This is a genomic window from Serratia nevei, assembly GCF_037948395.1.
Classification (GTDB): Bacteria; Pseudomonadota; Gammaproteobacteria; order Enterobacterales; family Enterobacteriaceae; genus Serratia; species Serratia nevei.
In genome coordinates, this window is record NZ_CP149940.1 from 1,143,168 (window position 1) to 1,169,206 (window position 26,039).

General features: G+C 59.2%; 21 protein-coding genes and 1 tRNA gene. 8 read left to right on the plus strand and 14 right to left on the minus strand.

Going from position 1 to position 26,039, the window contains the following annotated elements; genetic code table 11:
• Positions 1-6: 6 nt before the first annotated feature.
• Positions 7-645 carry a multifunctional acyl-CoA thioesterase I/protease I/lysophospholipase L1 gene (gene tesA / locus V8N38_RS05380; RefSeq protein WP_164268474.1) on the minus strand — a complete coding sequence of 213 codons (639 nt, stop codon included), beginning with the start codon at positions 643-645 and terminating at the stop codon, positions 7-9.
• Here tesA and ybbA point away from each other — a divergent pair.
• Together ybbA and ybbP are read left to right on the plus strand one after the other, a co-directional pair.
• On the plus strand, positions 616-1,302 hold the full coding sequence (gene ybbA / locus V8N38_RS05385; protein WP_004940192.1) for a putative ABC transporter ATP-binding protein YbbA: 687 nt from the start codon (positions 616-618) through the stop codon (positions 1,300-1,302). The genes tesA and ybbA overlap by 30 nt on opposite strands.
• Positions 1,299-3,731: a putative ABC transporter permease subunit YbbP gene (ybbP, locus tag V8N38_RS05390; RefSeq protein ID WP_147839413.1), complete on the plus strand. Its 2,433-nt coding sequence runs from the start codon at positions 1,299-1,301 to the stop codon at positions 3,729-3,731. The genes ybbA and ybbP overlap by 4 nt, the downstream gene beginning before the upstream one ends.
• Before the next feature lie 69 nt (positions 3,732-3,800).
• On the opposite strand, the gene purK is transcribed toward ybbP, so the two are convergent.
• The 4 genes from purK to ppiB form a co-directional block, all read right to left on the minus strand.
• Positions 3,801-4,868 (minus strand): 5-(carboxyamino)imidazole ribonucleotide synthase, encoded by a 1,068-nt coding sequence (purK, locus tag V8N38_RS05395; protein ID WP_147839414.1) that lies wholly within the window; start codon positions 4,866-4,868, stop codon positions 3,801-3,803.
• A complete protein-coding gene (purE, locus tag V8N38_RS05400) occupies positions 4,865-5,389 on the minus strand; it encodes a 5-(carboxyamino)imidazole ribonucleotide mutase (RefSeq protein ID WP_060423515.1) in 525 nt (174 codons plus the stop codon). Before purE ends, purK begins: the two co-directional genes overlap by 4 nt.
• Before the next feature lie 149 nt (positions 5,390-5,538).
• Complete coding sequence (locus tag V8N38_RS05405; RefSeq protein WP_060440541.1) at positions 5,539-6,261, minus strand: UDP-2,3-diacylglucosamine diphosphatase; 723 nt, start codon at positions 6,259-6,261, stop codon at positions 5,539-5,541.
• Positions 6,262-6,271: 10 nt separating this feature from the next.
• Positions 6,272-6,766: a peptidylprolyl isomerase B gene (gene ppiB, locus V8N38_RS05410; protein ID WP_004940183.1), complete on the minus strand. Its 495-nt coding sequence runs from the start codon at positions 6,764-6,766 to the stop codon at positions 6,272-6,274.
• A 309-nt stretch (positions 6,767-7,075) separates the two neighbouring features.
• Here ppiB and cysS point away from each other — a divergent pair, with 309 nt between their 5' ends.
• Positions 7,076-8,461, plus strand: a complete 1,386-nt coding sequence (gene cysS / locus V8N38_RS05415; RefSeq protein WP_147839415.1) for a cysteine--tRNA ligase — start codon at positions 7,076-7,078, stop codon at positions 8,459-8,461.
• A 61-nt stretch (positions 8,462-8,522) separates the two neighbouring features.
• Here the strand turns inward: cysS and ybcJ are convergent, their stop codons facing one another.
• A complete protein-coding gene (gene ybcJ / locus V8N38_RS05420; protein WP_049278727.1) occupies positions 8,523-8,735 on the minus strand; it encodes a ribosome-associated protein YbcJ in 213 nt (70 codons plus the stop codon).
• A gap of 10 nt (positions 8,736-8,745) precedes the next feature.
• Positions 8,746-9,612 (minus strand): bifunctional methylenetetrahydrofolate dehydrogenase/methenyltetrahydrofolate cyclohydrolase FolD, encoded by an 867-nt coding sequence (folD, locus tag V8N38_RS05425; protein ID WP_004940177.1) that lies wholly within the window; start codon positions 9,610-9,612, stop codon positions 8,746-8,748.
• Between the two features lie 206 nt (positions 9,613-9,818).
• Between folD and V8N38_RS05430 the strand changes: the two genes are divergently transcribed.
• The 5 genes from V8N38_RS05430 (at position 9,819) to V8N38_RS05450 (ending at position 12,896) form a co-directional block, all read left to right on the plus strand.
• On the plus strand, positions 9,819-10,028 hold the full coding sequence (locus tag V8N38_RS05430) for a hypothetical protein (protein ID WP_049278728.1): 210 nt from the start codon (positions 9,819-9,821) through the stop codon (positions 10,026-10,028).
• 413 nt (positions 10,029-10,441) lie between these two features.
• Positions 10,442-10,518: transfer RNA gene (locus V8N38_RS05435), tRNA-Arg, on the plus strand.
• A 132-nt stretch (positions 10,519-10,650) separates the two neighbouring features.
• Positions 10,651-10,977, plus strand: coding sequence for a gamma-glutamylcyclotransferase family protein (locus tag V8N38_RS05440; RefSeq protein WP_048322373.1), 327 nt, complete (start codon positions 10,651-10,653; stop codon positions 10,975-10,977).
• Between the two features lie 108 nt (positions 10,978-11,085).
• Positions 11,086-11,229: a hypothetical protein gene (locus tag V8N38_RS05445; protein ID WP_016928795.1), complete on the plus strand. Its 144-nt coding sequence runs from the start codon at positions 11,086-11,088 to the stop codon at positions 11,227-11,229.
• Positions 11,230-11,354: 125 nt separating this feature from the next.
• Positions 11,355-12,896: a glycosyltransferase family 39 protein gene (locus V8N38_RS05450; RefSeq protein WP_100396189.1), complete on the plus strand. Its 1,542-nt coding sequence runs from the start codon at positions 11,355-11,357 to the stop codon at positions 12,894-12,896.
• A gap of 75 nt (positions 12,897-12,971) precedes the next feature.
• Here V8N38_RS05450 and cysE read toward each other — a convergent pair whose 3' ends face one another.
• From cysE to V8N38_RS05485, 7 genes are read right to left on the minus strand one after another with little or no spacing between them, the layout of a single operon-like run.
• On the minus strand, positions 12,972-13,739 hold the full coding sequence (gene cysE / locus V8N38_RS05455; RefSeq protein WP_197779368.1) for a serine O-acetyltransferase: 768 nt from the start codon (positions 13,737-13,739) through the stop codon (positions 12,972-12,974).
• Between the two features lie 60 nt (positions 13,740-13,799).
• Entirely contained in the window at positions 13,800-15,020 is a 1,221-nt protein-coding gene (locus tag V8N38_RS05460; RefSeq protein WP_060440537.1) for an aminotransferase class V-fold PLP-dependent enzyme, read from the minus strand.
• On the minus strand, positions 15,017-16,300 hold the full coding sequence (locus V8N38_RS05465; RefSeq protein WP_060440536.1) for a phenylacetate--CoA ligase family protein: 1,284 nt from the start codon (positions 16,298-16,300) through the stop codon (positions 15,017-15,019). The genes V8N38_RS05460 and V8N38_RS05465 overlap by 4 nt, the downstream gene beginning before the upstream one ends.
• The gene (locus tag V8N38_RS05470; RefSeq protein WP_147839416.1) at positions 16,297-17,304 is read right to left on the minus strand and encodes a TauD/TfdA family dioxygenase; all 1,008 of its coding nucleotides are present in this window, start codon (positions 17,302-17,304) and stop codon (positions 16,297-16,299) included. The genes V8N38_RS05465 and V8N38_RS05470 overlap by 4 nt, the downstream gene beginning before the upstream one ends.
• Positions 17,301-20,411 (minus strand): non-ribosomal peptide synthetase, encoded by a 3,111-nt coding sequence (locus V8N38_RS05475; protein ID WP_147839417.1) that lies wholly within the window; start codon positions 20,409-20,411, stop codon positions 17,301-17,303. The genes V8N38_RS05470 and V8N38_RS05475 overlap by 4 nt, the downstream gene beginning before the upstream one ends.
• A gap of 6 nt (positions 20,412-20,417) precedes the next feature.
• Positions 20,418-20,996, minus strand: a complete 579-nt coding sequence (locus V8N38_RS05480; RefSeq protein ID WP_060440533.1) for a DUF6817 domain-containing protein — start codon at positions 20,994-20,996, stop codon at positions 20,418-20,420.
• An 18-nt stretch (positions 20,997-21,014) separates the two neighbouring features.
• The gene (locus V8N38_RS05485; RefSeq protein ID WP_147839418.1) at positions 21,015-26,036 is read right to left on the minus strand and encodes a non-ribosomal peptide synthetase; all 5,022 of its coding nucleotides are present in this window, start codon (positions 26,034-26,036) and stop codon (positions 21,015-21,017) included.
• Positions 26,037-26,039 lie beyond the last annotated feature (3 nt).

Sequence of the window (26,039 nt, forward strand, 5' to 3'; positions counted from 1 at the left end):
CCTAATTTAGTTAGACTCATGTTTTACTAGCGGTTCCAGGCGCTCCGCCATCCAGGTGGCGATAAACGGCTGGGCGTCCCCATTGGGGTGCAATCCGTCATCCTGCATCCATTCCGGCTTCACCACCACCTGTTCCATATAGAACGGCAGCAGCGGAATGTTGAACTGCTTGGCCAGCGCCGGGTAAACGGCGCTGAACGCTTCGGTATAGCGGCGGCCGTAGTTCGGCGGGATGCGGATCTGCATCAGCAGCGGCTGTGCGCCGGCCTGCTGCACCTGTGTGATGATCTGGCCGAGATCGCGCTGTACGTCCTGCGCCGGGAAACCGCGCAGGCCGTCGTTGGCGCCCAGCTCGATCAGCACCCAGCGCGGCTGATGCTGTTTCAGCAGCGCGGGCAGACGCGCCAGCCCCTGTGCGGCGGTGTCGCCGCTGATGCTGGCGTTGACCAGCTGCGGCGCGCCCGGTTTTTTCTGCCACTGTTCGGCCAACAGCGTCGGCCAGGCCCGCTCGATCGGCAGGCGGTAGCCGGCGCTTAAACTGTCGCCCAAAATCAACAAGGTATCGGCGGCGACAGCGCGTAAACTGAATAATCCCAACAGCAAAAGGAAGGGAAGATGCCAGCGGAAAACGTTCTTGAAGTTCATCATCTTAGTAAACACGTTGGTCAGGGTGAGCATCAGCTCACCATCCTTACCGGAGTCGAGCTGCTTGTCAAACCCGCGCAGACGATCGCCCTGATCGGCGAATCCGGATCGGGGAAATCGACCCTGCTGGGCATTTTGGCCGGGCTGGATGACGGCAGCGAGGGCGAGGTGCGCCTGCTTGGCGAGTCGTTGACCGCGTTGGACGAAGAGGGCCGCGCCGCGCTGCGCGCCAGGAACGTCGGCTTCGTGTTTCAGTCGTTCATGCTGGTGCCGACGCTGAACGCGCTGGAAAACGTGCAGCTGCCGGCGCTGCTGCGCGGCGAGAGCGACAGGCAAAGCCGCGAGCAGGCGGTGCAGCTGCTGGAACAGCTGGGATTGGGCAAACGGCTCGATCACCTGCCGGCGCAGCTGTCCGGCGGCGAGCAGCAGCGCGTGGCGCTGGCGCGCGCCTTCAGCGGCCGGCCGCGGGTGCTGTTCGCCGATGAACCGACCGGCAACCTCGATCGTCAGACCGGCGATCGCATCGCCGACCTGCTGTTTTCCCTCAATCGCGATTTTGACACCACCCTGATCCTGGTGACCCATGACGAAACCCTGGCGGCGCGCTGCCAGCGGCGGCTGCGGCTGCGCGAAGGCAAGCTGTGGGAGGAAGCATGATCTGGCGCTGGTTCTGGCGCGAATGGCGCTCGCCGTCGCTGCTGATCGTTTGGCTGGCGCTGACGCTCTCCGTGGCTTGCGTGCTGGCGCTGGGCAGCATCAGCGATCGTATGGACAAAGGGCTCAGTCAACAGAGCCGCGACTTTATCGCCGGCGATCGGGTGCTGCGCAGCGCGCATCCGGTGCCGGAAGGCTGGCTGCTGGACGCGCAGCAGCAGGGGCTGAAGCTGAGCCGTCAGCTGTCGTTCACCACCATGACCTATGCCGGCGATCGGCCGCAGCTGGCGGACGTGAAAGCCACCGATCTGGCCTATCCGCTGTACGGCAAGCTGGAAACGCGCCCGGCCAACATCAAGCCCGAACCGGGCAGCGTGCTGGTGGCACCGCGTCTGCTGGCGCTGCTGAACGTGAAAGTCGGGGATTCGCTCGAGGTGGGCGACACCACGCTGCGCATCGCCGGTGAAATCATTCAGGAGCCGGACGCCGGCTTCAACCCGTTCCAGACCGCGCCGCGCATCATGATCAACCTGGCGGACGTCGATAAGACCGGCGCGGTGCAGCCGGGCAGCCGCCTGACCTACCGCTATATGTTCGCCGGCGCCGAGCCGGATATTCAACGTTACGAAGAACGGCTGACGCCGCAGTTGACGCCGGATCAGCGCTGGTTCGGGCTGCAGGAGTCCGGCAGCGCGCTCGGCAAGTCGCTGCAGCGATCCCAACAGTTCCTGCTGTTGTCGGCCCTGCTGACGCTGCTGTTGTCGATCGCCGCCGTGGCGGTGGCGATGAGCCACTATTGCCGCAGCCGCTACGATCTGATCGCGGTGCTGAAAACCCTCGGCGCCGGGCACGGCGCGCTGCGTAAGCTGATCGTCGGCCAGTGGCTGGCGGTGATGGCGCTGGCGGCGGTGTGCGGCGGGGCGATCGGGCTGGCGTTCGAAGCGCTGTTGATTCGCCTGCTGAAACCGGTGTTACCGGCCGCATTGCCTGCCGCCGGCGCCTGGCCGTGGCTGTGGGCGCTCGGCGCGCTGGTGCTGATTTCACTGCTGGTCGGGCTGCGGCCGTACCGTCAGCTGCTGGCTACCCAACCGCTGCGGGTGCTGCGCCGCGACGTGGTGGCCAACGTCTGGCCGCTGCGCTACTTCCTGCCGGTGACGGCGGCGGTCGTGGTGGCGCTGCTGGTGACGCTGATGGGGGCCAGCACGCTGCTGTGGGCGATCCTGGCCGGTATGGCGGTGCTGGCGCTGCTGCTGGGCGGCATCGGCTGGGGCAGCCTGCTGTTGCTGCGCCGCATCACGCTCAAGAGCCTGGCGCTGCGGCTGGCGGTTAACCGCCTGCTGCATCAGCCGTGGGTGACCATCAGCCAGCTGGCGGCATTTTCGCTGTCGTTCATGCTGCTGGCGCTGCTGTTGGTGCTGCGCGGCGATCTGCTCGAACGCTGGCAGCAACAGCTGCCGCCGGACAGCCCGAACTATTTCCTGCTCAACATGACCGAGGCGCAGGTGCCGCAGGTGAAAACCTTCCTGCAGCAGCACCAGATCAAGCCGGAAACCTATTATCCGATCGTCCGGGTGCGCCTGACCGAGATAAACCAGCAGCTGGCGACCGAGCGGGTGCATGAAGACGATCCGGGCGGCGAGGCGGTGAACCGCGAGCTGAACCTGACCTGGCTGGCCGATCTGCCGGATCATAATCCGCTGGTGGCGGGCAGCTGGCCGCCGAAAAGCGGCGAAGTCTCGATGGATGAAGGCATTGCCGGGCGGCTGAAGATCAAGCTGGGCGACACGCTGACCTTCAGCGGCGATACCCAGGCGTTCAGCGCCAAGGTCACCAGTCTGCGCCAGGTGGATTGGGAAAGCCTGAAGCCGAACTTTTACTTTATCTTCCCGCCGGGCGCGCTGGACGGCCAGCCGCAGACCTGGCTTACCAGCTTCCGCTACGACGGCGACGGCCAGATGCTGACCCAGCTCAACCGCCAATTTCCGACGCTCAGCCTGCTGGACATCGGCGCGATCCTGAAACAGGTCGGCGGCGTGCTGCAGCAGGTCAGCCGCGCGCTGGAGGTGATGGTGGTGCTGGTGGTGTTGTGCGGTGGCCTGCTGCTGCTGGCGCAGGTGCAGGTCGGCATGCGTCAGCGCCGCCAGGAGCTGGTGGTGTACCGCACGCTGGGGGCCGGCAAACGGCTGCTGCGCCGCACGCTGTGGTGTGAGTTCGCCCTGCTGGGGCTGGTGGCGGGCATCGCGGCGGCGGTGGGCGCCGAGGCGGCGCTGTGGCTGCTGCAGAGCCGGGTATTCGACTTCCCGTGGACGCCGACGCCGGTGCTGTGGTGGGCGTTGCCGATGGCCAGCGCGCTGCTGCTGTCGCTGTGCGGCGGCTGGCTGGGCGTGCGCCTGCTGCGCGGCCGGGCGCTGTTCCGCAGTTATGAGGGGTGATGTTGACTTAGCGGGATGAAAAAAGGGGTTAGCCTAAGGCTAGCCCCTTTTACTTTCGGCGGCGGTGCTTTAGGCCAGCTTCTGCTGTGCCCAGGCCAGCCCGCTTTGGTATTCGCCCGGCAGCAGCGGCGCCAGCGCCTGCAGCGCCTGGCGCAGATCGGCGGCGCTCGGGTCGTTCAGATTGAGGTGGCCGACCTTGCGGCCCGGGCGCACCTCTTTCTCATACCAGTGCAGATGCACCAGCGGCAGCGACAGCCACTGTTCGTTGACGGCGGTGCCGATCAGGTTGACCATCACCGACGGCGTGCTCACCACCGGCTGCGGCAACGTCAGGCCAAGGATGGCGCGCAGATGCAACTCGAACTGGCTGATGGACGCGCCGTTTTGCGTCCAGTGGCCGCTGTTGTGCACGCGCGGTGCCAGTTCGTTGATCAGCAGCCGATCGCCGACGATAAAGCACTCCATCGCCATCACGCCGACGTAGTTCAGCTCGTTCAGGATCGCCGCCAGCATCTGCTCGGCCTGTTGCTGCAGCGCCGGGTTGGGCTGCGGCAGCGCCACGCTAGTGCGCAGGATGCCGTCTTCATGCAGGTTGTGGGTCAGCGGGTAGAATACCGAACGGCCGTCGTGGCCGCGCGCGCCCACCAGCGACACTTCGCCGGAGAAATTGATGCCTTGCTCGACGATGCACTCGCCATAGGCGTCGGCCGGCAGTTCGGCTTCCTGGCCCGGGCGCAAGCGCCATTGGCCGCGGCCGTCATAGCCGCCGACCCGGCGTTTGACGATCGCCAGCTCGCCCAGCGAAGCGAATACCTGCGGCCATTCGGCGGCGCTCGCCAGCAGCTGCCACGGCGCGGTCGCCAGGCCGAGCTGGTCGAGCAGCTGTTTTTGCGTCAGGCGATCGGCCAGGCGCGGGAAGATGTCGCGGTTGACGAAGGCGCTGTGGGTCGCCAGTTCACGCGTTAGCGCGGTTTCCGGCCAGCGTTCGATCTCGGCGGTAATGACGCTGTTCTGATACGGCACCGCCTCGGGCTCGGCATCGATGCCGATGGGGTAAACGGCGATGCCCAGCGGTTCGCCGGCCTGGCGCAGCATGCGCCCCAGCTGGCCGTTGCCCAGTACGCAAACCGGCTTCATGCGTCCTCCCGCGGATCGGGGTGGTTCAACACCTCTTCGGTCTGCGCCCGACGCCAGTCCGCCAAACGCTGCGCCAGCGCGGCGTCGTGCAGCGCCAGGATCTGCATCGCCAGCAGCCCGGCGTTGGCGGCGCCGGCTTTGCCGATCGCCAGCGTGCCCACCGGAATGCCGCGCGGCATCTGTACGATGGAGTAGAGGCTGTCTACGCCGCTCAGCGCGGCGCTTTGCACCGGCACACCCAGCACCGGCACCAGGGTTTTCGCCGCCAGCATGCCCGGCAGGTGTGCCGCACCGCCGGCGCCGGCGATGATCACGTCAAAGCCGTTGGCGGTAGCCTGCTCGGCGAAGCTGAACAGCTTGTCCGGCGTACGGTGGGCGGAAACGACTTCGACATGGAAGGGGACTTCGAGCTGGGTCAGGACTTCGGCGGCGAACTGCATGGTGGCCCAGTCACTTTTCGATCCCATTACAATTGCGATTTTCGCCCCGGTAGTGGCGGCTGAAGCGGCGTTGGCTCCCATGGGTGTAAGGCTCCTGTGATTTGTCTGGCGTCGGCTGAGGGCCGAATGAGGGCGTAGAGCATACCATGAGCGCACGGCGAGGAAAACGGTTGCGTCGCCGGTTTTCACCGCCGAAAGCGCGAATTTTCACTCGCGCGCCAGTCCGGGGCTCAGAATGGGAATTGGATCAGCTCGACGGCGTCGGCGCTGACTTTGACCATCGATCCTTCGACGTGCCAGGCGCCCAGCACCGCGCGATGGGCTTCGCCGTTGCTCAACGCCAGCCGGTGCACCGCCGGGCGATGGGTATGGCCGTGGATCATCCAGTGCACGTCGTGGCGCAGCATCGTCTGTTCGACTGCCTGCGGGTTGACGTCCATGATGGCTTCCGACTTGTACTGGTTGGATTGCTGGCTGCGGGCGCGCATGTTGGCGGCGATCTTCAGTCGCCAGCGCAGCGGCAGCGCCAGGAACAATTTTTGAATCAGCGGGTTGTGCACTTTACGGCGGAATTGCTGATAGGCCTGATCGTCGGTGCACAGGGTGTCGCCGTGCAGGATCAGGATCCTGCGGCCGTACAGCTCCAGCACTTTCTCTTCCGGCAGCAGCTGCATGCCGCTGGCGCGGGCGAAGCGCTTGCCGAGCAGAAAATCGCGGTTGCCGTGGATGAAGTAGCAGGGCACGCCGGCCTGTTGCAGCGCTTTCAGCGCCGCGGCGATCTCCGCGTGCAGCGGCTCGGGATCGTCGTCGCCGATCCAGGCTTCAAACAGGTCGCCGAGGATGTACAGCGCGTCGGCGTGAACTGCTTCGCGCCGTAAAAAACGCAGAAAACCGGCAGTGATTGCCGGTTCCTGTGCGCACAAGTGCAGATCTGCGATGAACAGCGTACTCATGCAGCCGCGATTACTCGCTGACGGTCACGCTGTTGATCACGACGTCTTCTACCGGTACGTCCTGGTGCATGCCGCTGCGGCCGGTTTTCACGCCTTTGATTTTGTTGACCACGTCCATGCCTTCAACCACTTCAGCAAACACGCAGTAGCCCCAGCCCTGCACGTTTTCGCCGCGGAAGTTCAGGAAGTCGTTGTCAGCCACGTTGATGAAGAACTGTGCGGTGGCGGAGTGCGGATCGTTGGTGCGCGCCATTGCCAGGGTGCCGATGGTGTTTTTCAGACCGTTGTTGGCTTCGTTCTTGATGGTCGCGTTGGTCGCTTTCTGGTTCATGCCCGGCTCGAAACCGCCGCCCTGGATCATGAAGCCGTTGATCACACGGTGGAAGATGGTGTTGTCGTAGAAACCGGCGCGGCAGTAGTTCAGGAAGTTTTCAACGGTAACCGGCGCTTTGTCAGCAAAGGTCTTGATAACGATATCGCCGTGATTGGTGTGGAAAGTAACCATAGTTTTAATCCTAACAAGGTGAAGTGAGACGTCACGTAAAGCGAGTGAACATTCAGACCGCCCTTATAACATATCCGCCCCAGCGAGTCAGCAGCGGCTCAACCGTGCACTGTCTGTGGTAATTGCATTTATGTTATATTATAACAATTGCGCCAGCCGCCGAATTTCGCGCATTTTATTCGCGTGAAATCAGCAAAGCATGGCCTTAACCTTGCAATAGATCAGGCTTCAGGTTTCAATACGCTACCGGGCGGAAAACCTGAAGCCCGGTTATCTTTTTTGTTATCACGCACACCACGGAATCTCCCGATGCTAAAGATTTTTAATACCCTGAGTCGTCAAAAAGAGGAATTCAAACCCATTCATGCCGGGAAAGTGGGCATGTACGTGTGCGGGGTAACCATCTATGACCTGTGTCACATCGGCCACGGTCGTACCTTTGTCGCTTTCGACGTGGTGGCGCGTTACCTGCGCTATCTCGGCTATTCGCTGAACTACGTGCGCAACGTCACCGACGTGGACGACAAAATCATCCGCCGCGCGGCGGAAAATCATGAAACCTGCGACCAGCTGACCGAACGCATGCTGGCGGAAATGCACGCCGACTTCGACGCGCTGCTGATCGACCGCCCGGATCAAGAGCCGCGCGCGACCCAGCACATCGCCGAGATCATCGAGATCACCCAGCGCCTGATCGATCGCGATCACGCCTATGTGGCCAGCAACGGTGACGTGATGTTCTCCATCGACAGCGATCCGCAATACGGGCTGCTGTCGCGTCAGGATCTGGATCAGCTTCAGGCCGGCGCGCGCGTAGAGATCGACGATGTGAAGCGCAACCCGATGGACTTCGTGCTGTGGAAGATGTCCAAGCCGGGCGAGCCAAGCTGGCAGTCGCCGTGGGGGCCGGGCCGTCCGGGCTGGCACATCGAATGCTCCGCCATGAACTGCAAGCAGCTGGGCACCCACTTCGATATCCACGGCGGCGGTTCCGATCTGATGTTCCCGCATCACGAGAACGAGATCGCACAGTCGAGCTGCGCCCACGACGGCCCGTACGTCAATTACTGGATGCACTCCGGCATGGTGATGATCGACAAAGAGAAAATGTCCAAATCGCTGGATAACTTCTTCACCATTCGCGACGTGCTCGGCCATTACGATGCGGAGACGGTGCGTTACTTCCTGATGTCCGGCCACTATCGCAGCCAGCTGAACTACAGCGAAGAGAACCTCAAACAGGCGCGCACCGCGCTGGAGCGCCTCTATACCGCGCTGCGCTGCACCGATGCCGACGCCGCGCCGGCCGGCGGCGAAGCGTTCGAAGCCCGCTTCCGCGAAGCGATGGACGACGACTTCAACACCCCGGAAGCCTACTCGGCGCTGTTCGATCTGGCGCGCGAGGTTAACCGCCTCAAGGGTGAAGACATGGCGGCGGCCAACGGTATGGCGGCGGAACTGCGTAAGCTGGCGAACGTGCTCGGCCTGCTGCAGCAGGAGCCGGAGCAGTTCCTGCAAGGGGGCGCTCAGGTTGACGACGGCGAAGTGGCGGAGATCGAAGCGCTGATCAAACAGCGTAACGAAGCGCGCGCCGCCAAGGACTGGGCGCTGGCGGATGCTGCCCGCGATCGGTTGAACGAGATGAACATCGTGCTGGAAGACGGCCCGCAGGGCACGACCTGGCGCCGCAAGTAATCCGGCCGCAGGGAAAAACAAAAAAGGCGCTGAATTCAGCGCCTTTTTCTATGGCTGCGGGTTAGGGTTTAACCGTGACCTTGCCGCCGTTGAATTCCACCACCTGATCGGCGACGATCTTGCAGCGCTTGCGGGTTTCGACCTTGCCGTCGACTTTCACCTGCCCTTCGGCGATGACTTCTTTGGCGGCGCCGCCGCTTTCACACCAGCCCTGGAACTTTAGCAGATCGCACAGTTCGACGTGGGGATGATTGTCCAGATTGAAAATTTCCATACTGCCTTACTTATTTAGGTTGAACGTCGTGATATTCCTCGCAGGCCTGCAAGGTATTTTGGATCAGTGTAGCAACGGTCATCGGGCCGACGCCACCCGGCACTGGGGTGATGTAGGCGGCGCGCTCGCTGGCGGCGTCGAAATCGACATCGCCCACCACTTTACCGCTTTCCAGACGGTTGATGCCGACGTCCACCACGATGGCGCCCGGTTTGATCCAGTCGCCCGGAATGAAGCCCGGCTTGCCGACCGCCACCACCAGCAGATCGGCGTTCTCGACGTGATGACGCAGATTCTTGGTGAAGCGGTGGGTGACGGTGGTGGTGCAGCCGGCCAGCAGCAGCTCCATGCTCATCGGGCGGCCGACGATGTTGGAAGCGCCGACCACCACGGCGTTCAGGCCGTAGGTATCGATGTTATAACGCTCCAGCAGGGTGACGATGCCGCGCGGCGTGCACGGGCGCAGTTTAGGCGCGCGTTGGCACAGGCGGCCGACGTTGTACGGGTGGAAGCCGTCGACGTCTTTGTCCGGGTGGATGCGTTCCAGCACCTTGACGTTATCGATGCCGGCCGGCAGCGGCAGCTGCACCAGAATACCGTCGATTTCCTCATCGGCGTTCAGCTGGTCGATCAACGCCAGCAGTTCGGCTTCACTGGTGGCAGCGGGCAGATCGTAGGAGCGGGAAAGGAAGCCGACTTCATCGCAGGCGCGGCGCTTGCTGGCGACGTAAATTTGCGAAGCCGGGTTCTCGCCGACCAGCACAACCGCCAGCCCTGGGGCGCGTTTGCCGGCCGCCAGACGTTGTTTCACTTGCTCAGCCACTTCGTTTCTAACCTGCTGCGCAATCGTTTTACCATCAATAATCTTTGCTGACATCAGTGTGGAAATCCATCAATTAAGAAAAGCGGGGGATGCCGCTATTCTGGCAGAAGCTGAGCGCGCTGTCAGGCGCAGAATCACCCTCGTGGCCGTTGCCGACGCCGATTTACGCTTTTTTTATGCCGGCCTCAGGATCCTCTACGTCATTTTTACCTGTATTTGGATACGCTGGGGCTGTTCACAGGGCGAAAGAGGGCAGGATCATGAGAGCGATAACCCGGCTTTACCCGTTGCATCATCAGCCTGACGAGCAACCGACGGAGCCTAAACATGTGGGGGAAACGGTGTTCGATTCTTCACTGCATCCGGCGGACAGCGCGCAACTCACCGCGTTGCATCAGCTCAGCAAGCATGAGGCGGCGCCGTCGTGGCGGGCACGCCTGAATGCGCTGTGGCGGAAGTTATGTGCATGAAGGGCTGCTTCTGGGCAGGCTGCACGCTGTTACTGGTTTGGGCATCGGGGAGCCAGGCTTCTTTAAACAGCGCACGCCCAGACGCCACACTGGGGGAAAGGGTGGCGGCGACCTGCAACGCGGGGGTGGTTGAGCATGCCGATTGGGGCGACATCGCCGCAGTCGTGCAGTCCGCTCGCCTTTGCCGGTGGAGGGAGGATGGGCGGCGGTGGTCTGAACGCGCGCCGATTTACGTAGGTGTCGGCCTGGTTCAGCATGGCGGCGCTCGGTTGACGGGAACCCTCGCCGCGCGGGCGCTGGCGGAAAAAGCGCCATAAAGCACGGCCGCCGCCGTAACGTCATGAAAAGGCATTGACTCGCTAACCTCTGACCGTATAATCCCAACCCGCAGCCGCAGGTTGCCGCATCTCAATGCGCCCTTAGCTCAGTTGGATAGAGCAACGGCCTTCTAAGCCGTAGGTCATAGGTTCGAATCCTATAGGGCGTGCCATTACTCCCTTGATTTTCTTCCCCCTACTCGTTCCCTTGAAAACTCGACTGCGTAACCCGTACTCCCGTTGGCTCGCCGCTGAGCGTCGTGCTATGTTCATGCGCTAACTTTCAGTCAGTGGCAGAGTGAAAAATGCAAAGCTTATTCGTATACGGCACCCTGGGGCCGGGCAGACCCAACGCGCACATCATGGAAGCCATCGGCGGCAGCTGGGAAGAAGGCAGCGTTGGCGGATCGCTGCTTAACGAAGGCTGGGGCGCCGAGATGGGCTACCCAGGCATCGTGTTGGATAACAGCGGCAATCGGGTGAAAGGTTTTCTGTTCCGTTCAGCGAATCTCGTCAACCACTGGCCGACTCTCGATGCGTTCGAAGGCGAGGGGTATGAACGGGTAGCGGTCAGCGTCACCACCGCCGGCGGCGAAACCGTCGATTCGTTTATCTACATGTTGAAGAAATGATACGAGCCGCCTCGCCGAATGAGTGCGAGGCGCTCGACCCGCCGGCAATTGAACTTTCGTTTATTTTGCCGCGCTACAATAGGCGAAAATTTCCCCATGGAGCCTATCGTGCGCAAATCCAGATTCCTGCTCGTGACCTTGCTGTGCCTGTGCGCGGCCGCCGTGCTGTACGTGATGGCTTACCGAGCGCTGGGGCATTATCTCAGCGACGGCGAGAAGGCCTACCCGGATATCAGCGTTGAAATCCGCTGAGAGTCGTGCGGCGCCGCGGTGACTGTGCCGATTTTTTCGTACTGATTTACCCGCCATTTACCCGCCGTCGGCAATGATGACGCTGCGTCTCCACACTGTGTGGTTCTCTTGGGCGGAATGCGGTTATGTCACTGCAACAGGTTTCGAATGTCTCTTTGAGCAACAACGGCTTAAAGGGCATCAGTTACAAACATTACGCGTTGGCGATCGTGGCGTTTTCGGCGATCGTGCGGTTTATTTCCTTAACGGATCGGTACTTTTGGTGTGATGAAGCCTCCAGCGTGCTGACCAGCCGCTATGATGTGGGCGCTTTGCTGTACCACGCTTCCTTCGACGTTCACCCGCCGCTTTATTATCTGTTGCTGCATGCCTGGATGGTACTGTTTGGCGACGGCATCATGGCCGCCCGTTCGCTGAGCCTGGTGTTCGGCGTGGCGACGGTAGCGCTGGCGATGCGCTTTACCCGTTGGTTGGCCAGCGAGCGGGCGGCGCTGATAGCGGGATGGCTGATGGCAATCATGCCGATGGCGGTGCGTTACAGCCAGGAGGCGCGCATGTACGCGCTGATGGGGATGCTGGCGATCGCCGCCGCCATGGTGCTGGCTAAGTGGCTGAAAACGCCGGATAACCGCCGCTATCTGGCGCTGTATGCGTTGTTGATGACGCTGAGCTTTTATACCCATTACTTCACCATTTTCACGCTGATCGCCCACTGGCTGGTGGTGTTGGCGCTGTCATGCCGCCGAGAAGGCGTACGTTACATCAAGCAGCCGGCGTGGTGGCTGGCCAATGTGGCGATTGGGGGGGCCTACATTCCCTGGCTGCTGGTGCTGTTCAATCTGCTGGCGCATATCGCCGAACTGCGGGTCGGCGGCGACGTCGGTTGGATCCCTCAGGTTTCCTGGGGCGATCTGCCGGCAATGTATTGGCGTTTTCTCACCGGCCATGACGGCAGCAACTATCCCACGGCGATTCTCTGGCTGCTGCCGGCGATGTTTATCGCGTTGTGCGCGCTGCTGCTGAAACGGCGCGTGATGCCAAGGACATTCTCGCTGTTGCTGCTTGGTGGCATTCTGATCCCGGTGACGCTGGTATTCGCCATTTCCTGGCGCACGCCGCTGTTTGTCGATCGCTACCTCTATTCCGCCGCGCTCGGCATTCCGCTGGTGTTGGGCGTGCTGATCGCCGGAACGAAAAGCCGGGTGCGCGGGATCTCTTTGCTGTTGTTTTTCAGCTTGCTGTTCGGCTGCGGCGTGCGTAACGACTACCCGGTCGAGAAAGATGAGTTCAAGGTGATGGTGCACTATATCAACAGCCACTATCAGCCTAACGATGCGGTAGTGGTCAGCAACATGTTCAACTACCTGAGCTATGTGTATTACAACAAGAAGGGCTATCGCGCCCTGCTGTATACCCCGGCCAGGCCCAACGGCATTTCGGGCAAGCCCAATGCCTATGGCTTCGGCACCTTTTTCCACGATCGGGCGGCGCAGACCTATGTCGATAAGCTCAGCGTTTTATCGAAAGGCCATCGCCGGGTCTGGCTGGTGAGCGGCGGGGATTTCAATCAGGACTTCGGCCGTTCGCCGCCGGGGTGGGTCAATACCGGCACCTTCAAGAGCGGCGGCTTCGAATCGCGTCTGTTCGTGGTGCGCGACCTCAGATAGCCGGATAAATGCCTAATGTCTCGGAAGCCCCCACACACCGATAGTTTTTCGCCGCTACCGGAGTGTGGGAGGCGCTTAGAGGCCGACAATCCGGGCGGGAATGCCCACTGCCGTGGCCGATGGCGGAATGTCCTTGAGCACAACGGCGCCGGCGGCAACACAGCAACTGTCGCCGATCCGCACATTACCCAATATTTTGGCTCCGGCGCCGATAACGGCGCCATTACCCACCTTGGGATGGCGATCGCCGCCGGCTTTTCCTGTTCCTCCCAGCGTCACCGAATGCAGCAGGGAGACGTTGTCGCCCACCGTCGCCGTTTCACCGATGACAATCGCGTGAGCATGGTCGAGCATGATGCCTTTGCCCAGCTTGGCGGCCGGATGGATATCGATACAGAAGAGTTCTGATACCCGGCTTTGGATGTGATAGGCCATTTCACGGTGCTGGTGCTGATACAGCGCATGTGAGACACGATAGGCTTGCAATGCGATGAATCCCTTGAAGAAAAAAAATATCTGTATCGTACTGTGGCAGGCGGGATCGCGTTCGTAAACCGCGCGCATATCCGCCAATGCGGCGTCGACAATGTCGGGCGCGCGTTGCAGCGTTTGTTCAACAACGTTTCTCAGGCTCGTTGCATCGATATCGTCATTGGCCAGTTTCAAGGCCAGGCGGTTTGCGAGCGCCTCGTTGAAGGTGGCATGCTGCAATACTCCTTGCTGCAGGAGTTTGCTCATCACCCCTTCTCTTTCGGCCAAGGCTTTTGCCTCTTGCCGGAGCTGTACCCAGAAGGGGTCAGAGAACGTCAGGTTCGGAAAAATGGCATAGTTCATCAATCGCATCTTTTTTTCCTCGTCGCGTTATAGCGATAAAACGCCCTGCAAACGCCGGGCCGTTTTTCATCAGTTTACCGTGGGCAGCCCCATGCACTCCGCCAGGTCATCAAGGGCCTGATACAGGGCATCGATATCAGCCGTCGTGTTGTATAAATAGGCGGATGCGCGCAGGATCTCTCCACCGGCCAGAGTGCCGACGAAAGGTTGCGCGCACAGGTAACCGCTGCGGCACATAATGCCGTAGGCGTCGCTGAGCAAGCGGGCGATTTCTCCGACCGAAACGCAGCTCGAGAACTTGAAAGCGCCTATGGCATGGCGGTTTTCACCGTCAGCGGGGCCGACAAGTTTGAGATAAGGGCGAGAGGCCGCCCCGGAAAGCAGCGCGTTGACCAAACCTTTGTCGTGTTCACGCCGTGTCGTCTCATCGAAGCCGGCTAACAGACGAAAAGTCGCGCCGGCGCCGATGACGGAGGCAATCGCCGGCGTGCCGGCCTCGAGATGATAGGGCGCCCGACGATTGACCTGGCTATCGGCATCCACCCAGTCAACCGTACCGCCACCGAATTGCAGTGGTTTAAGTGCATCGAGGCGATGCTGGTTCGCGTACAAAAAGCCCAACCCGGTTGGGCCCAGCATTTTGTGTGCGGAGAAGGCGACAAAGTCGGCGCCCAGCGTATGGAGGTTGAGACGGCCGTGCGGGAGAGACTGTGCGGCGTCCAGCACAATAACGGCATCGCTTTGTGTGCGGATCATCGCGATCATCTGCTCAATGGGATGCACAACGCCGGTGACATTGGAGCAGTGCGTCAGGGCGACCACTTTCGGTCGTTGCGCGAGCAGCGTCTGGAAATGATCCAAATCGATCCTGCCCTGATCATCGGTTTGGATGAACCTCAGGGTGGCTACTTGCCGCCAGGGCAATAGTTGGGAATGATGTGAATCGATGCCAGCGATAACCAGATCCGATTTTCTCAGCGCCAATCCTTGCGCCACGATGTTCAGCGCATGGGTCGTATTGTGGGTAAACACGACTTCGTTGGCCTGTGCGCTGATGTAGTCCGCTACTGAGAGGCGCGCGGCTTCATAGGCATTGGAGGCTTCGTCGGAGAGACGGTGTTTGCCGCGATGGATATTGGCGCCGTTCTGGCTGTAATACTCCGTTACGGCATCAATCATGACGCGCGGCTTTAGGGTCGTCGCGGCGCTGTCGAGATAGTTGAGAGGCCGTCCGTCTATTTCCTGCATCAGCGCAGGGAACTGACTGCGGTCAATAAAATGATTCGTCATGGATGAGATGCCCCGTTATATCTGGAAATGCAGGATTGGAATTTTCCGCTGCGTTCGCAGGCGATGTAATCCACGGCTTCGAAAATGATGTCGCGGGTTTGGCAAAGTGCGCTGATGCGTTGTTGCAATGCGAATAGCTCAGACGATGATGCTTGATTGAGGATATAGCGAAAACGAAGATTCCCGAGCTCGTCTTGTTCCAACTTATATAAATCTATTCTTGGGCAATCGGTCACCGCCAGATCGACCTCGGCAGGCGTCACTATCGCCCCGTTTTTACCGATGACGTTGTGGGTGGCGCGCCCTTCGATGTTGACTACCGGCAAAGTGGCGCCACAGGTGCAGGGTTCTGACGACAGGCGGTACAGGTCGCCGGTGGCGTAACGAATGCGCGGTAGCAAGCTGTCATCAATGGTGGAAATGACCAACTCACCGACTTCATCCAAGGCCGATTCCAGCTCCCCGCTTAAAAACTCCAGGAAAAAGTCTTGGTTGTTGATGTGCAAACAGCCGTGGTGGCATTCGAAACCGAGGTAACCCAGTTCCGACATGCCCAGCATGTTGCCGATTGGTGTTCCGTCACCGAAGAAGTGCCGAATTTGACGTCGTGCAACCTGCGTCAAATGGGTATAGCCACAAACGATATGCAGCTTGTTAGTGGTGACGATAGTGCGTCCCAATTTGGCGGCCTCTCGAGTTAAAAAGGCTAAATGCGTCGGGTCCACCACCAAAATTTCCGGATCGTAGGCGGCGATTTCGTCCAGCGCTTGCTTGATCATCCTGGCTGGGGTCGCCAATAAGTCGTGAGCGACAGGCAAGACCAGCGTGCCGTCGGCCAGCGTGCGTTCCTCCATGGTCGTCAGACCGATGCCGCACTCTACGTCGGAGCAGTTAGGCGGGGCATAGCGGCAAATGCGCGGCCGGGCACCAGGGCGCCACAGCGCGTTGAAGTTTGCATTAACGCCCATGCTGGTTGCCTGTCGCCGCGCCAGGTCATAGGAAAGGATCGCGCTGTTCAAGCGCTCTCCTGAGGTCCCCGAACTTTGAAAGCGCATCACATGCGGCCCGGTCAGCGTAAATCCGGCAGCTAACACCCCTGACGGATAGTTGCGCCGATAGTGCAGTTTGCGTGTGACGGGGATGCGTTTAAAGTCCGCCAGGGTTTTAATGTCGTCGGGCCGTAGGCCCGACATTTCCATGTGAGTTTTAAAAAACTTCACCTTTTCATAAGCGTACGCCACTTCACGACGTACATCTTTAAATGAACCTGATTCGCTCATGTCATTGCCACCATGATGTTACGCGGCGGCGTAAATGGTCGCCGGCCGTGGGAAATGGTTTCGTTATCCAAAATTAGAATGTCGCCCTGTTCCCAGTCGAACAGGATTTCTTCTTGTTGATAGGCTTGTCGAATCAGCGTCAGGTCGGTTGACGGGATGGGACTGCCGTCGCCAAACAGAGCATTGCGCGGCAGCTCATGCTCGGCGAATTCGCGTCTTAACTCACGTTCTGCTTCCGCCGGCAGATTGCTGATATGGAACAGATGCGCCTGATTAAACCAGATCCCCGCCCCCGTTCGCGGGTGGGCAAGGGTCGCCTGACAAATTTGGCGTGTGCGCAGGCGTCCTTCCCCCAACCATTGGCATTGGATGTCGTTCGCTTGGCAATAAGCCTCAACCTCCGCCTGATTTTCCGTTTGGAATACCTGCTGCCAGCTGAGATCCAAACCCTGTCCAAAATTGCGCACGTACATCACGCCATGGGCTTCAAAACGCGCGCGCAGGTCTTCCGGCAGGCGCGCATAGACACCCTGACTGTCGGCAAGCGGAGTCTGCCCCTGAGCGCCTGGTTTGACGGCGCAGTGGAAGAACAGCCGCTTGGGCCAACTGCGGGTGTAGGACATCTCATTGTGTTGGGGAATATGTTGGTCGGCCGGATACTCGGTCGAAGTGTATATCCCTTCGCTGATATTGCTCCGCGGCGTGGAGCGGTGGGTGTATCCCAACAATGCGCCTGCCGACGTTTGCACAAAAGCGCGAAAAGCCGCGACATCCGCGACCTTGAAGCCACGAAGCAAAACGGCGCCAGATTCGGCTAACAGACTGGCGATATAATCCCAGCTGTTTTGTCCCCACTCGGGGGCGGATAGGTTGGCTAGCACCGGGCGCAACATGACACCTTTAGCGCCGGCATGGGTCAGTGGTGACGCGGTGACCAGACTGGTGATGGATACGCCTTGGCTCTGGCGCCGTCGGACGAATAAACCGCTTGTTGTTTCGTTCATATTGCCAGTTCCTGAGAGTGACGTTGCTTATCAATGTTGCGGCTGAGGCCGGCTACGGTCGCATCCATAAACACGCTGCGCAGATTGAACGGAATATCGAAGGTGGAACGGATTTGAGCGACCAACTTTGTGGCGATAAGCGAATGCCCACCGATGTCGAAGAAGTCGTCGTGTATGCCTACACGGTTGGCCAGCAGCAACTCCTGGAAAATGGCCGCGACACTTTTTTCCGTTTCGCTTTGCGGCGCGACATAGTCATCGGCGTTGGCGGCGATAAGTGTATCCGGTGCCGGTAGCATGCGGTGATCGACTTTGCCGTTGTGGTTTAACGGGAAGCGGGAGAGCGACACGATTTGTGAGGGGATCATGAAATCCGGCAGGTAAGCGGCGAGATGCTCACGCAACCAATCGGCATTGCCGTTGTCGCCGCTTTGTAGGACCACGTAAGCCAACAGATGCGCGCTGCCGGATTCGCCTTGTTCAACGACGCAGCTGTCCAAAACTTCCGCATGTTTGCGCAGCGTTCTTTCTATTTCGGCCGGTTCTACCCGGAATCCGCGGATTTTCAACTGACGGTCGATACGGCCAAGGAACTCCAGGCTGCCATCGGGAAGCCGGCGAACTTTATCCCCTGAACGGTAAAGCCGGGCATTGGATCGCGGGCTCCAGGGATCGGCGATAAAACGGGGACGCTGATCTTCAGCGCTCTGCACGTAGCCACAAGCGACCGTTTCGCCGCCAATATATAACTCACCCGCGACGCCGATGGGAAGCAATGCGCCATGCGGGTCGACGACATAGCAGCGGGCATGCGGCAAGGGGGTACCGAGGGGAACGGTGGAAGCCAGCCTGGCGTATTTATCCGACGCTACCTGCTGCGCAATGGCGCCCACGCAGGTTTCGGTTGGCCCATAATGGTTGTAGATGCGACAACCGTTCGCAAAATCGTTGAACAGGCGCCACATCCCCCAGCTCAACACTTCGCCCCCCAGCAATAAGGCCTTGCTAGGCATCAGGCGCGCTGGCGCGTCCGCCAGCGCGAATAGAGATGCCATATGAGAAGGGGTCAATTTGAGGACGTCATACTCGCTTTGCTCCATATAGCGAATTTGCTCCTGAATATCCTCGGCGTGTGTGAACGGTGAGATGTCGATGCAGCCACCGGTGACCAGTGCGGGGAACAGGGTGGTATTGCCCAAGTCGGTGGTGATGGGGCCAATGGAGAGATAGGTGAGCGCTGCACCCAGTTCCGCACGCTCAATAATGCCGGACACATAGTTCTGCAATTGATGATGAGCGATCTTGACGCCTTTTGGCTCTCCGGTAGAGCCGGAGGTGTAGAGCACATAAGCGAGGCTGTCGGCAGACGCGGTGAATGGCAGCGCGGAGTCATCCAGCACGCCAATGTCATTCCACTGTGCATCCAGCGCCATCACGGGGAGGGTGAGCTTTGCCTGGCGATGTTGCGTTTGAGCGACAAGCATCAGTGCCGGCCTGGTTTGCTTCAGAATGGTCTCCACCCGCTGCTGGGGCAGTTGAGGGTCGAAAGGGACATAGCAGGCTCCGGCTTTGTGGATGGCGATGATAGCTGCCAGCGCCAGATCGCTGCGTTCAAGCATCAGGCCGACCGCTGCGCCCTGTTCCACCCCATTGTTCAGCAAATGGCGAGCCAACTGATTGGTGAAGGCATCCAGCTCGGCGTAGCGCCAAATTCGCGAGTTGTACTTTAACGCCGGCGCATCGGGAGTCTGCGCCGCCTGGCGGCTGAAAGTATGGTACCAACAACCGAGGGCTGGCGATGACGACAGCGCGTTATGAGTGCTTTCAATCAGAATACGTGTTTCATCGTCAGTCATAAGCGGAAAGCGATCGAGCATGGCCTGCGGTGTCTTGAGCAGCGCCTGCAGCGTGGCGCGGAACGCTTGTTCAATCGTTGCGATCCCTGCCGCATCGAAGACGCCTTGCTGTATCTGCAACTCAAGGTGGAGGCGTTCACCGGCATTCACCTGCAGAGATAATTTGCAGTGTTCCGGTACAGGGATGGCGGTACGGTTTTCCCAATGTAGCAGGGGCGTTTCGATTGCCGACGCCGCATTGAAGAATTGATAGCCGATCTCGCCGGCTGAATGCGCATCACCCGGCTGGCGGCCGTCTTGTTGCTCGCTCAGTCGCAGCGCTTGCTGACAATGTTCAGCGAACTGCAGCAACGTCATGTCAGCGTTGGGCTGCACGATCGTATGCACTGCATATTCGAAGCGACCCAAAGCCTGCTGAAGTTCCGCAAAAGGGCGGCCGGCAAGGTTTGTGCTGAGCGCAACACGGTCGGGATATTCCGCTATGCGCCATAACGCAGCGCTCCAACAAGCGTAAAGCAGAGCGCGAAGGGACAATGCGTTACCTGTTGCCAGCGCTTGTAGCTGAGATCGTGTTTCCCTCGCCAGCGTTATGGGGCGGCATTGCCTATCCTGGCTGTCGGACTTGAACTCGAGCGGCAGGCGCAAAGAAGAGTTGGGCTCGACATGAGCAACGGCGGTTTGCGGGATGAAATCCTCACGCTGCCATTGGGCAAAATCGACGTATTGTACGATGGGGGACGACGCGCCAGCCTCACCGGCATAGAGGCGGCTCAGCACCGCCATCATCGCGTCGGCGGAAACATAGTCCAGGCTGGCGGCGGGCAGTGAAATCACCAGCGTATGTCGGTCGGCTGTCATGCGGTAAAGCGCGGCTTTGAGTGGCCGTGCTGTAGCTACGGGGCTTACGCATGCCGATGCCGCTTCTCCCTCGTTGAACGGGTTAACGTCAGAAGGCTCACCGTCCGCCATAATCAGCTCGGGCTGATAGGGTTCATTGATGACCATCAGCACATCGCTGTGTTCTCCCAACACGTTTCTGAAGGACGTTCGCAAAATCTCATGTTCAGTAATCAGCGTGGACAAGGCCGTGATTAAACGGTTAGGGTCCAAAGATCCTGACAGAGAATACGTTGCGGTGAAATATTTCGGGCTATTTCGAGTATTTTGCTTAATCAGCTGTTGCTGTTGAAAAGACAGGGGAAACCCTTCCCAGTTATTCTCTGGTAATACCATGTTTTCTGCAGTTTTCATTTTTTATTACCCGTTAATGGTTTTGTTCCAAATGGACAAGGGTTTTTCACCTAGATATTCCGCGACTAACTCCCAAAACATGCCGTATTCCGCCGGCAGATTTAGGCAGGTGTGATATTTCTGCGTAGGGGTGTGTGCCAGCACGTCCGCCAGTTTTAAGGCTAACAATGCTTGGAAATGACCTAATGAAACGTTGAGTGTTCGGCCGTTCCTACGATCCTTCAGACAAGGTTGTCCTTCCGGTTTGAGGATATTACGGAAGCTTTTACTCAATGATTCGTAACTCATGACAGAGAAGTGATAAACCAGCTGTTCGGCGCTTTCGCCGATACTGGCTCTGACAATTTCCCTTTGAGATGACGGAATGTCACCAATCTCATCAGTATGTAATCCCTGTGTGCCGTATGCGCCGTGAAATAATCCGGATAAGCATATCGTCTCGTCACATTCCATTTCCCTGAGAAGATGGTGTGTTCGTATTAAATGATTCATTAGTGGCTCATCTAAATGAGCCACTTTATGTGCGCCCAACTTCACCAACTGCGGCTGGTATTGCGCGATAAGCTTGGCATCTGCATCCATCATTTTTTCCTGTGAATAAGATCAGTCGTTGGCGGTGATTCGTTGTTTTCTTTGTTGCATTAGACGTTGTCGGCCGGAGAGCCGCTGTGCGGTTGCCTGAGACGCGCCCGCTGCATCGTTCTCTATGTGACCGGCCAGCCACTCGGCGAGGCTGCGCAAAGTGGTGTACTGAAAGAGCGTGACGATGGGGATCGTGCGATTCAGCGCGTTCTCCAGCGTTTTGTGTGTCCTTATCAAGCTGGCGGAGTTGCCGCCGAGATCAAAAAAGTTATCCGTAGCGTTCAGTGCCTCGCAGTTAAGTTCGTCCTTCCAGATATCGGCAATCGTCATCTCATAGCGTCCTGACGGGGGGGCGTGCCGATCGCCGGCACCGTTCATCGTTGTTGGCTCCGGGAGCCGCTGTTTATCCAATTTGCCATTGGCAGTTAAAGGAAATGCTGACAGACAGGTGAATACGGCGGGGATCATGTATTCGGGTAATTTGGTGCGCAGATTGGCGCGTAGCCGTGCAATCGCCTCCTGATTGTGTTCCTCGCTGACGATATAGGCGCACAGCCAGAGGCGATGACGCTCACCTTTAATCACGACGCAAGCGCCGTTTACGCCGGGTTGTGTGAGTAGCGCAGCTTCGATTTCGCCCGTTTCAATGCGGTATCCATTGATTTTTATCTGCGTATCTTGCCGTCCCAGGAATTCGATGGTGCCATCCGGAGAGAATCGGGCTCTATCGCCGGTTCGATACATTCTGGCGGTTGGCGTCAGGCCATATGGATCGGGCAGATAACTGCGCACCGTTTTCTCTTGATCGCCGAAGTAACCTTCGGCCAATACCTCGCCGCCGATAAACAGGTCGCCCTCGACCGCGATAGGAACGGGCTGCAGTTGCTTATCCAGTATGTAGTAGCGAGCATTTTGAATCGGTTTGCCGTAAGGGATGCTGCTCTGCTCCGGCGCTACCCGCTCGATGATAAAGAAGTTGGACCAAATGACGGCTTCAGTGGCGCCGCCCAAGCCGACCAGCTGCAGGTTGGGGAACGTTTTACGCAGCTTGTCCGGCAGCGATACGGGGATCCAGTCACCGGACAAGAAGGCCAGGCGTAATGTGGGAATCGGGTACGACGGGAAATAGGACTCGCATTGATCGAGCGCGATGGGCGCTGAGTTCCAGAAGGTGATGCCCTCTGCACAGACGATGTTGGCCAGTGTACTCGGATCTCTGGTTTCATCTCGGTCGGCGAGGCGAATCGTTCCGCCTGCGGCAAGCATGCCCAGCAGATCGTAGACGGACAGGTCGAAGGCCAGTGACGTGACGAACAGCGACTTGTCGCTGGCGTTCACGGTGAAGGTCTTGTTTACCCACTCGATCAGATTGATTACCGGTTTATGCCTGACGGCGACCGCCTTGGGATCGCCGGTCGTTCCTGATGTAAAGATGATGTAAGCCAGCGCATCCGATGTGATGCGGCTCTCCACGGGAATCGAAGGCCAGGAGAGGTCCTCGCTTATTGCGACGTGCACGTGCGCCAACGAGGTAGGCGCTTGTGCAATCAAGGCGGCGGCGGTATCGGCAAACAGCGCGTCAGTTGCGATACCGGTGATGCCGGCGATACGGATCATCGCTTGAAAACGAGCGGGAGGGCTGGCGGGATCGAAAGGCACATAAACACAGCCCGCTTTCAGAATAGCCAACATGGTGATGACCATCGCCGGGCTGCGATCGCACAGGATAGCGATGCGTGCGCCGGCGTCGAATCCCTGGGCCAGCAAATAATGGGCCAAACGATTGGCACGCGCATCCAACTCAGCGTAACTCATCTGGTTCCGCGCATTGCATAGCGCGATGTGGTGAGGTACCTGACTGACTTGCGCTTCGAACAGCTGATGAACCAGCCGATCGCCGGCATAATCGCATTGCGTGGCATTCCAGCCGTCGAGCATGTTGCGGCGCTCATCGTCAGAGAGCAAAGGCAGGGTATTGACGACGGCCTCATCGTTTGCGAGCGCTGCACTCATCAGCGTGAACCAATGGCCGATCAGGCGCTGAACCGCGGCATCGGTAAAGCGTTCCGTGTCGTATTCGAGATTCAGCTCAAGGCCGCCGTTGCTGAGACGGAAAAAGAAGCCCAGGCTGAAACGGCTGGTCAACAAGTCGATGGGCAGGTGGCTGGAGCCGGTATCCCTCATCGTCCACAGTGGCTGTTCTTGCTGCAGTGATAGCATGACGTTGAGCGCCGGCGCGCCATTGGCGGTGCGTAGTCCTTTGACGTTATCGATCACCGTTTCATAAGGAACCTGGCCGAACTGCATGGCTTCCTGGGTACATTGCCTGGCCTGACGCAATAATTCACCGACGCGCGGCTGGTGCCGCATATCGCCGCGCAAAATAACCGTATTGACGAAATTGCCGATAGTTGCGGCAAAATCGTGGTTGTTTCGCGTATGTAGCGGTGCGGTCAACAGGACATCGTCGGTATCCGCCAGGCGCCCCAAATAAGCCCAGGTCAGCGCCAGTAACCCGTGGAACAGAGAGACTTCGTGTCGGCGGCAAAGCTGAGAGATCGCGATGAATTTATCTTCTGGAATGGAGACGCTTAACTGGCGACCTTGCCCCCGCTCCTGGCGCGGCAGCGGTCGATCGCAGGGAAGTTGCGGGGCGGCCGGTGGTTCGGCCAGCTGTTGTTGCCAATAAGCCAGAGCCTCGGTTTGCCGGCTTTCACAGTGTGTCAGCCAGTGGCAATAGTCTTGGTAACTGAGGGGCGCAGGAGAGGTATCCGAGGTCGTATTCTCATAGGCCGCGGAGAGTTCGGCCAGCAAGATGTCCATGGAGCCGTCAACGGCGATGTGGTGCGTCAGCACCACCACCAGATGCAGGTCTTGCTTGATCTTGAGGGCCAGCACCTTGAACGGGATTTCTCCGGTCAGATCGAACGCCGTGCGAGCGAAGGCATTCGCGCGGTTCCAGGCCTGTTCCCAGGCTGCTTTTTCATCCCACTCACACAGGTTTTCATGATGGACCACCGGCGGGTAGGTTTGGGCGATGCATTGCCGCAGGCCCTGCGCGCCTTCTGCATAGCGCGTACGCAAGATGGCATGTTGCATCACGACTTGTTCCGCCGCGTTGGAAAGACGGCTCAGATCCAGTGGCCCCACGATTTGAAAAGCGGTGGGAATGTTGTAGCGAGGCGAGCCGGGCAACAGTTTTTCCAGCATCCACATTCTCGATTGCGAGGGCGAACAGGGTGCTTCGAGAGTGATTTGTCGCGTATGGCCGACGCACGGCGGCGCATCGGCGTTTTTCGTCCATTGTTCAATAAGCCGTGCCTGATGTGAGAGCGTATCGGCAGCCAGGAGCTGTTCTATCGCAAGGTCAGCAGAAAACTGCTTTTTGATCTCATGAGCCAGTCGGGCGAGCAGTAAAGAATGCCCGCCGAGACCGAAGAACGTATCGGCGCGATAGACGTCAGCACAGTCCAGCAGCTGGCACCAAAGTCCAGCCAACGATAGCTCTGTGGCGCCTTCAGGCGCTTGGCCCGCACGATTTTCATGTTGCATTCGGCAGTGTCTTAAGGCGCCTCTGTCAATTTTTCCGTTAGGCAAACGGGGAAGTTCATCGAAGGTCATCCACTCCGCCGGTAGCATGTAGACCGGCAGTTGGGTTGCAGTCCAGGCGATAATGGCATGACGATCCGCCGGAGAGTGCAGTTCCAGCGCGCAGCGTAAAGATTTGCCCTTGTTCGCTGATTCGACCACCACCACCGCCACTTCTCGCACACCGGGATGCCGACGGAGCAGGGCGTCAATCTCACCGATTTCGATACGATGGCCGCGGATCTTGACCTGGTCGTCGCGACGGCCGAGGTAGAGCAGGCGCCCATCTTCAAGCTGCTTGCCATAATCGCCTGTACGGTACATTCGCGCCCCTTTGGGGCCGGCGGGGTCGGGCAGGAAGGCGTCGTTGAGTTCTGGGCGATGGTAGTAACCGCGAGCGACGCCAGGGCCGGCCACGTAGATTTCCCCCGTTTCTCCTGGCGCTACGGCGTTGCCTTCCGCGTCAAGCAGGTAACAGCGTCGGCCCGTCAGTGGCGTGCCGATGGTGGGATGCGGGTCTGAGGCCAAAACTTCACCGCCGGTGGAGTAGGTCGTATCTTCCGAGGGACCATAGAGATTAAAGATTTTTGCCGTCGGGCATTGCCGCCTGAGCGTATGCACCAGGTGCATCGGCAGCGGTTCCCCGGCTAAGTTGATAATCGGCAAATGGGATGGCAACTCGCCGATTTTAACTATCTCGTTGATGACCGAAGGTACGGTATTGAACAGCGTAATATCGTCACGCTTGTGCCACTGTAATAACGCTAGGGGATCTGCCAGCATATGCACGCACCCGCCCTGAGTAAGCGGAGCAAAGATTTCAAAGACGGAGAGATCGAAGGTGATCGACGTGCCACAAGCGACCTGCGACAGTTGTTCGTCAGTATAGGTTTGGTGGGCCCAATCGATAAGCGACAGGGCGTTGCCGTGTTCGATCATCACCCCTTTGGGAACGCCGGTGGAACCGGAAGTAAAGATAAAGTAAGCCAGTTGGGTGGCGCAGGCGTTTCGCTGCAGTATGGCTGCCTCGGGGCGCACGCTTTCGTCGATGAAAACGGGCGTAATGGCGTCGGGCAGCCTGCTCGCTAGCGCCGCTGTTGTAATGACGTATTTGGCCTGGGCGATCTCCAGCAACAGTTCGGTGCGTGCCTGGGGATGCTTGGGATCGAGCGGCAGATAAGCGCAATCCGCCGCCATGATGCCCAATAAGCTGGCGGGGATATAGCGATCGCGCGGAAGATAGACGCCGACGGCCGTTTCTTTCGCCAGATTAAGCGCGGACAATTGCTGTGCGATACTCAACGCAGCATGCCGTAAGCATTGATAGTCCATTATGCCGCTTTCGTCGATCACGGCCGGGCGTAGTGGCGTTGCCATCGCCTGAGTGAAGACGGCTGCGTGCAGCGTATGGGATTGCGTCTGGTTTTCCGGTCCAATACCTTTCATGCTTTGCATTGT

Coding starts and splice junctions, on each gene's coding strand:
- ybbA (WP_004940192.1), top strand. CDS start 616: ATGCCAGCGGAAAACGTTCTTGAAGTTCATCATCTTAGTAAACACGTT.
- tesA (WP_164268474.1), bottom strand. CDS start 645: ATGAACTTCAAGAACGTTTTCCGCTGGCATCTTCCCTTCCTTTTGCTG.
- ybbP (WP_147839413.1), top strand. CDS start 1,299: ATGATCTGGCGCTGGTTCTGGCGCGAATGGCGCTCGCCGTCGCTGCTG.
- purK (WP_147839414.1), bottom strand. CDS start 4,868: ATGAAGCCGGTTTGCGTACTGGGCAACGGCCAGCTGGGGCGCATGCTG.
- purE (WP_060423515.1), bottom strand. CDS start 5,389: ATGGGAGCCAACGCCGCTTCAGCCGCCACTACCGGGGCGAAAATCGCA.
- V8N38_RS05405 (WP_060440541.1), bottom strand. CDS start 6,261: ATGAGTACGCTGTTCATCGCAGATCTGCACTTGTGCGCACAGGAACCG.
- ppiB (WP_004940183.1), bottom strand. CDS start 6,766: ATGGTTACTTTCCACACCAATCACGGCGATATCGTTATCAAGACCTTT.
- cysS (WP_147839415.1), top strand. CDS start 7,076: ATGCTAAAGATTTTTAATACCCTGAGTCGTCAAAAAGAGGAATTCAAA.
- ybcJ (WP_049278727.1), bottom strand. CDS start 8,735: ATGGAAATTTTCAATCTGGACAATCATCCCCACGTCGAACTGTGCGAT.
- folD (WP_004940177.1), bottom strand. CDS start 9,612: ATGTCAGCAAAGATTATTGATGGTAAAACGATTGCGCAGCAGGTTAGA.
- V8N38_RS05430 (WP_049278728.1), top strand. CDS start 9,819: ATGAGAGCGATAACCCGGCTTTACCCGTTGCATCATCAGCCTGACGAG.
- V8N38_RS05440 (WP_048322373.1), top strand. CDS start 10,651: ATGCAAAGCTTATTCGTATACGGCACCCTGGGGCCGGGCAGACCCAAC.
- V8N38_RS05450 (WP_100396189.1), top strand. CDS start 11,355: ATGTCACTGCAACAGGTTTCGAATGTCTCTTTGAGCAACAACGGCTTA.
- cysE (WP_197779368.1), bottom strand. CDS start 13,739: ATGCGATTGATGAACTATGCCATTTTTCCGAACCTGACGTTCTCTGAC.
- V8N38_RS05460 (WP_060440537.1), bottom strand. CDS start 15,020: ATGACGAATCATTTTATTGACCGCAGTCAGTTCCCTGCGCTGATGCAG.
- V8N38_RS05465 (WP_060440536.1), bottom strand. CDS start 16,300: ATGAGCGAATCAGGTTCATTTAAAGATGTACGTCGTGAAGTGGCGTAC.
- V8N38_RS05470 (WP_147839416.1), bottom strand. CDS start 17,304: ATGAACGAAACAACAAGCGGTTTATTCGTCCGACGGCGCCAGAGCCAA.
- V8N38_RS05475 (WP_147839417.1), bottom strand. CDS start 20,411: ATGAAAACTGCAGAAAACATGGTATTACCAGAGAATAACTGGGAAGGG.
- V8N38_RS05480 (WP_060440533.1), bottom strand. CDS start 20,996: ATGATGGATGCAGATGCCAAGCTTATCGCGCAATACCAGCCGCAGTTG.
- V8N38_RS05485 (WP_147839418.1), bottom strand. CDS start 26,036: ATGCAAAGCATGAAAGGTATTGGACCGGAAAACCAGACGCAATCCCAT.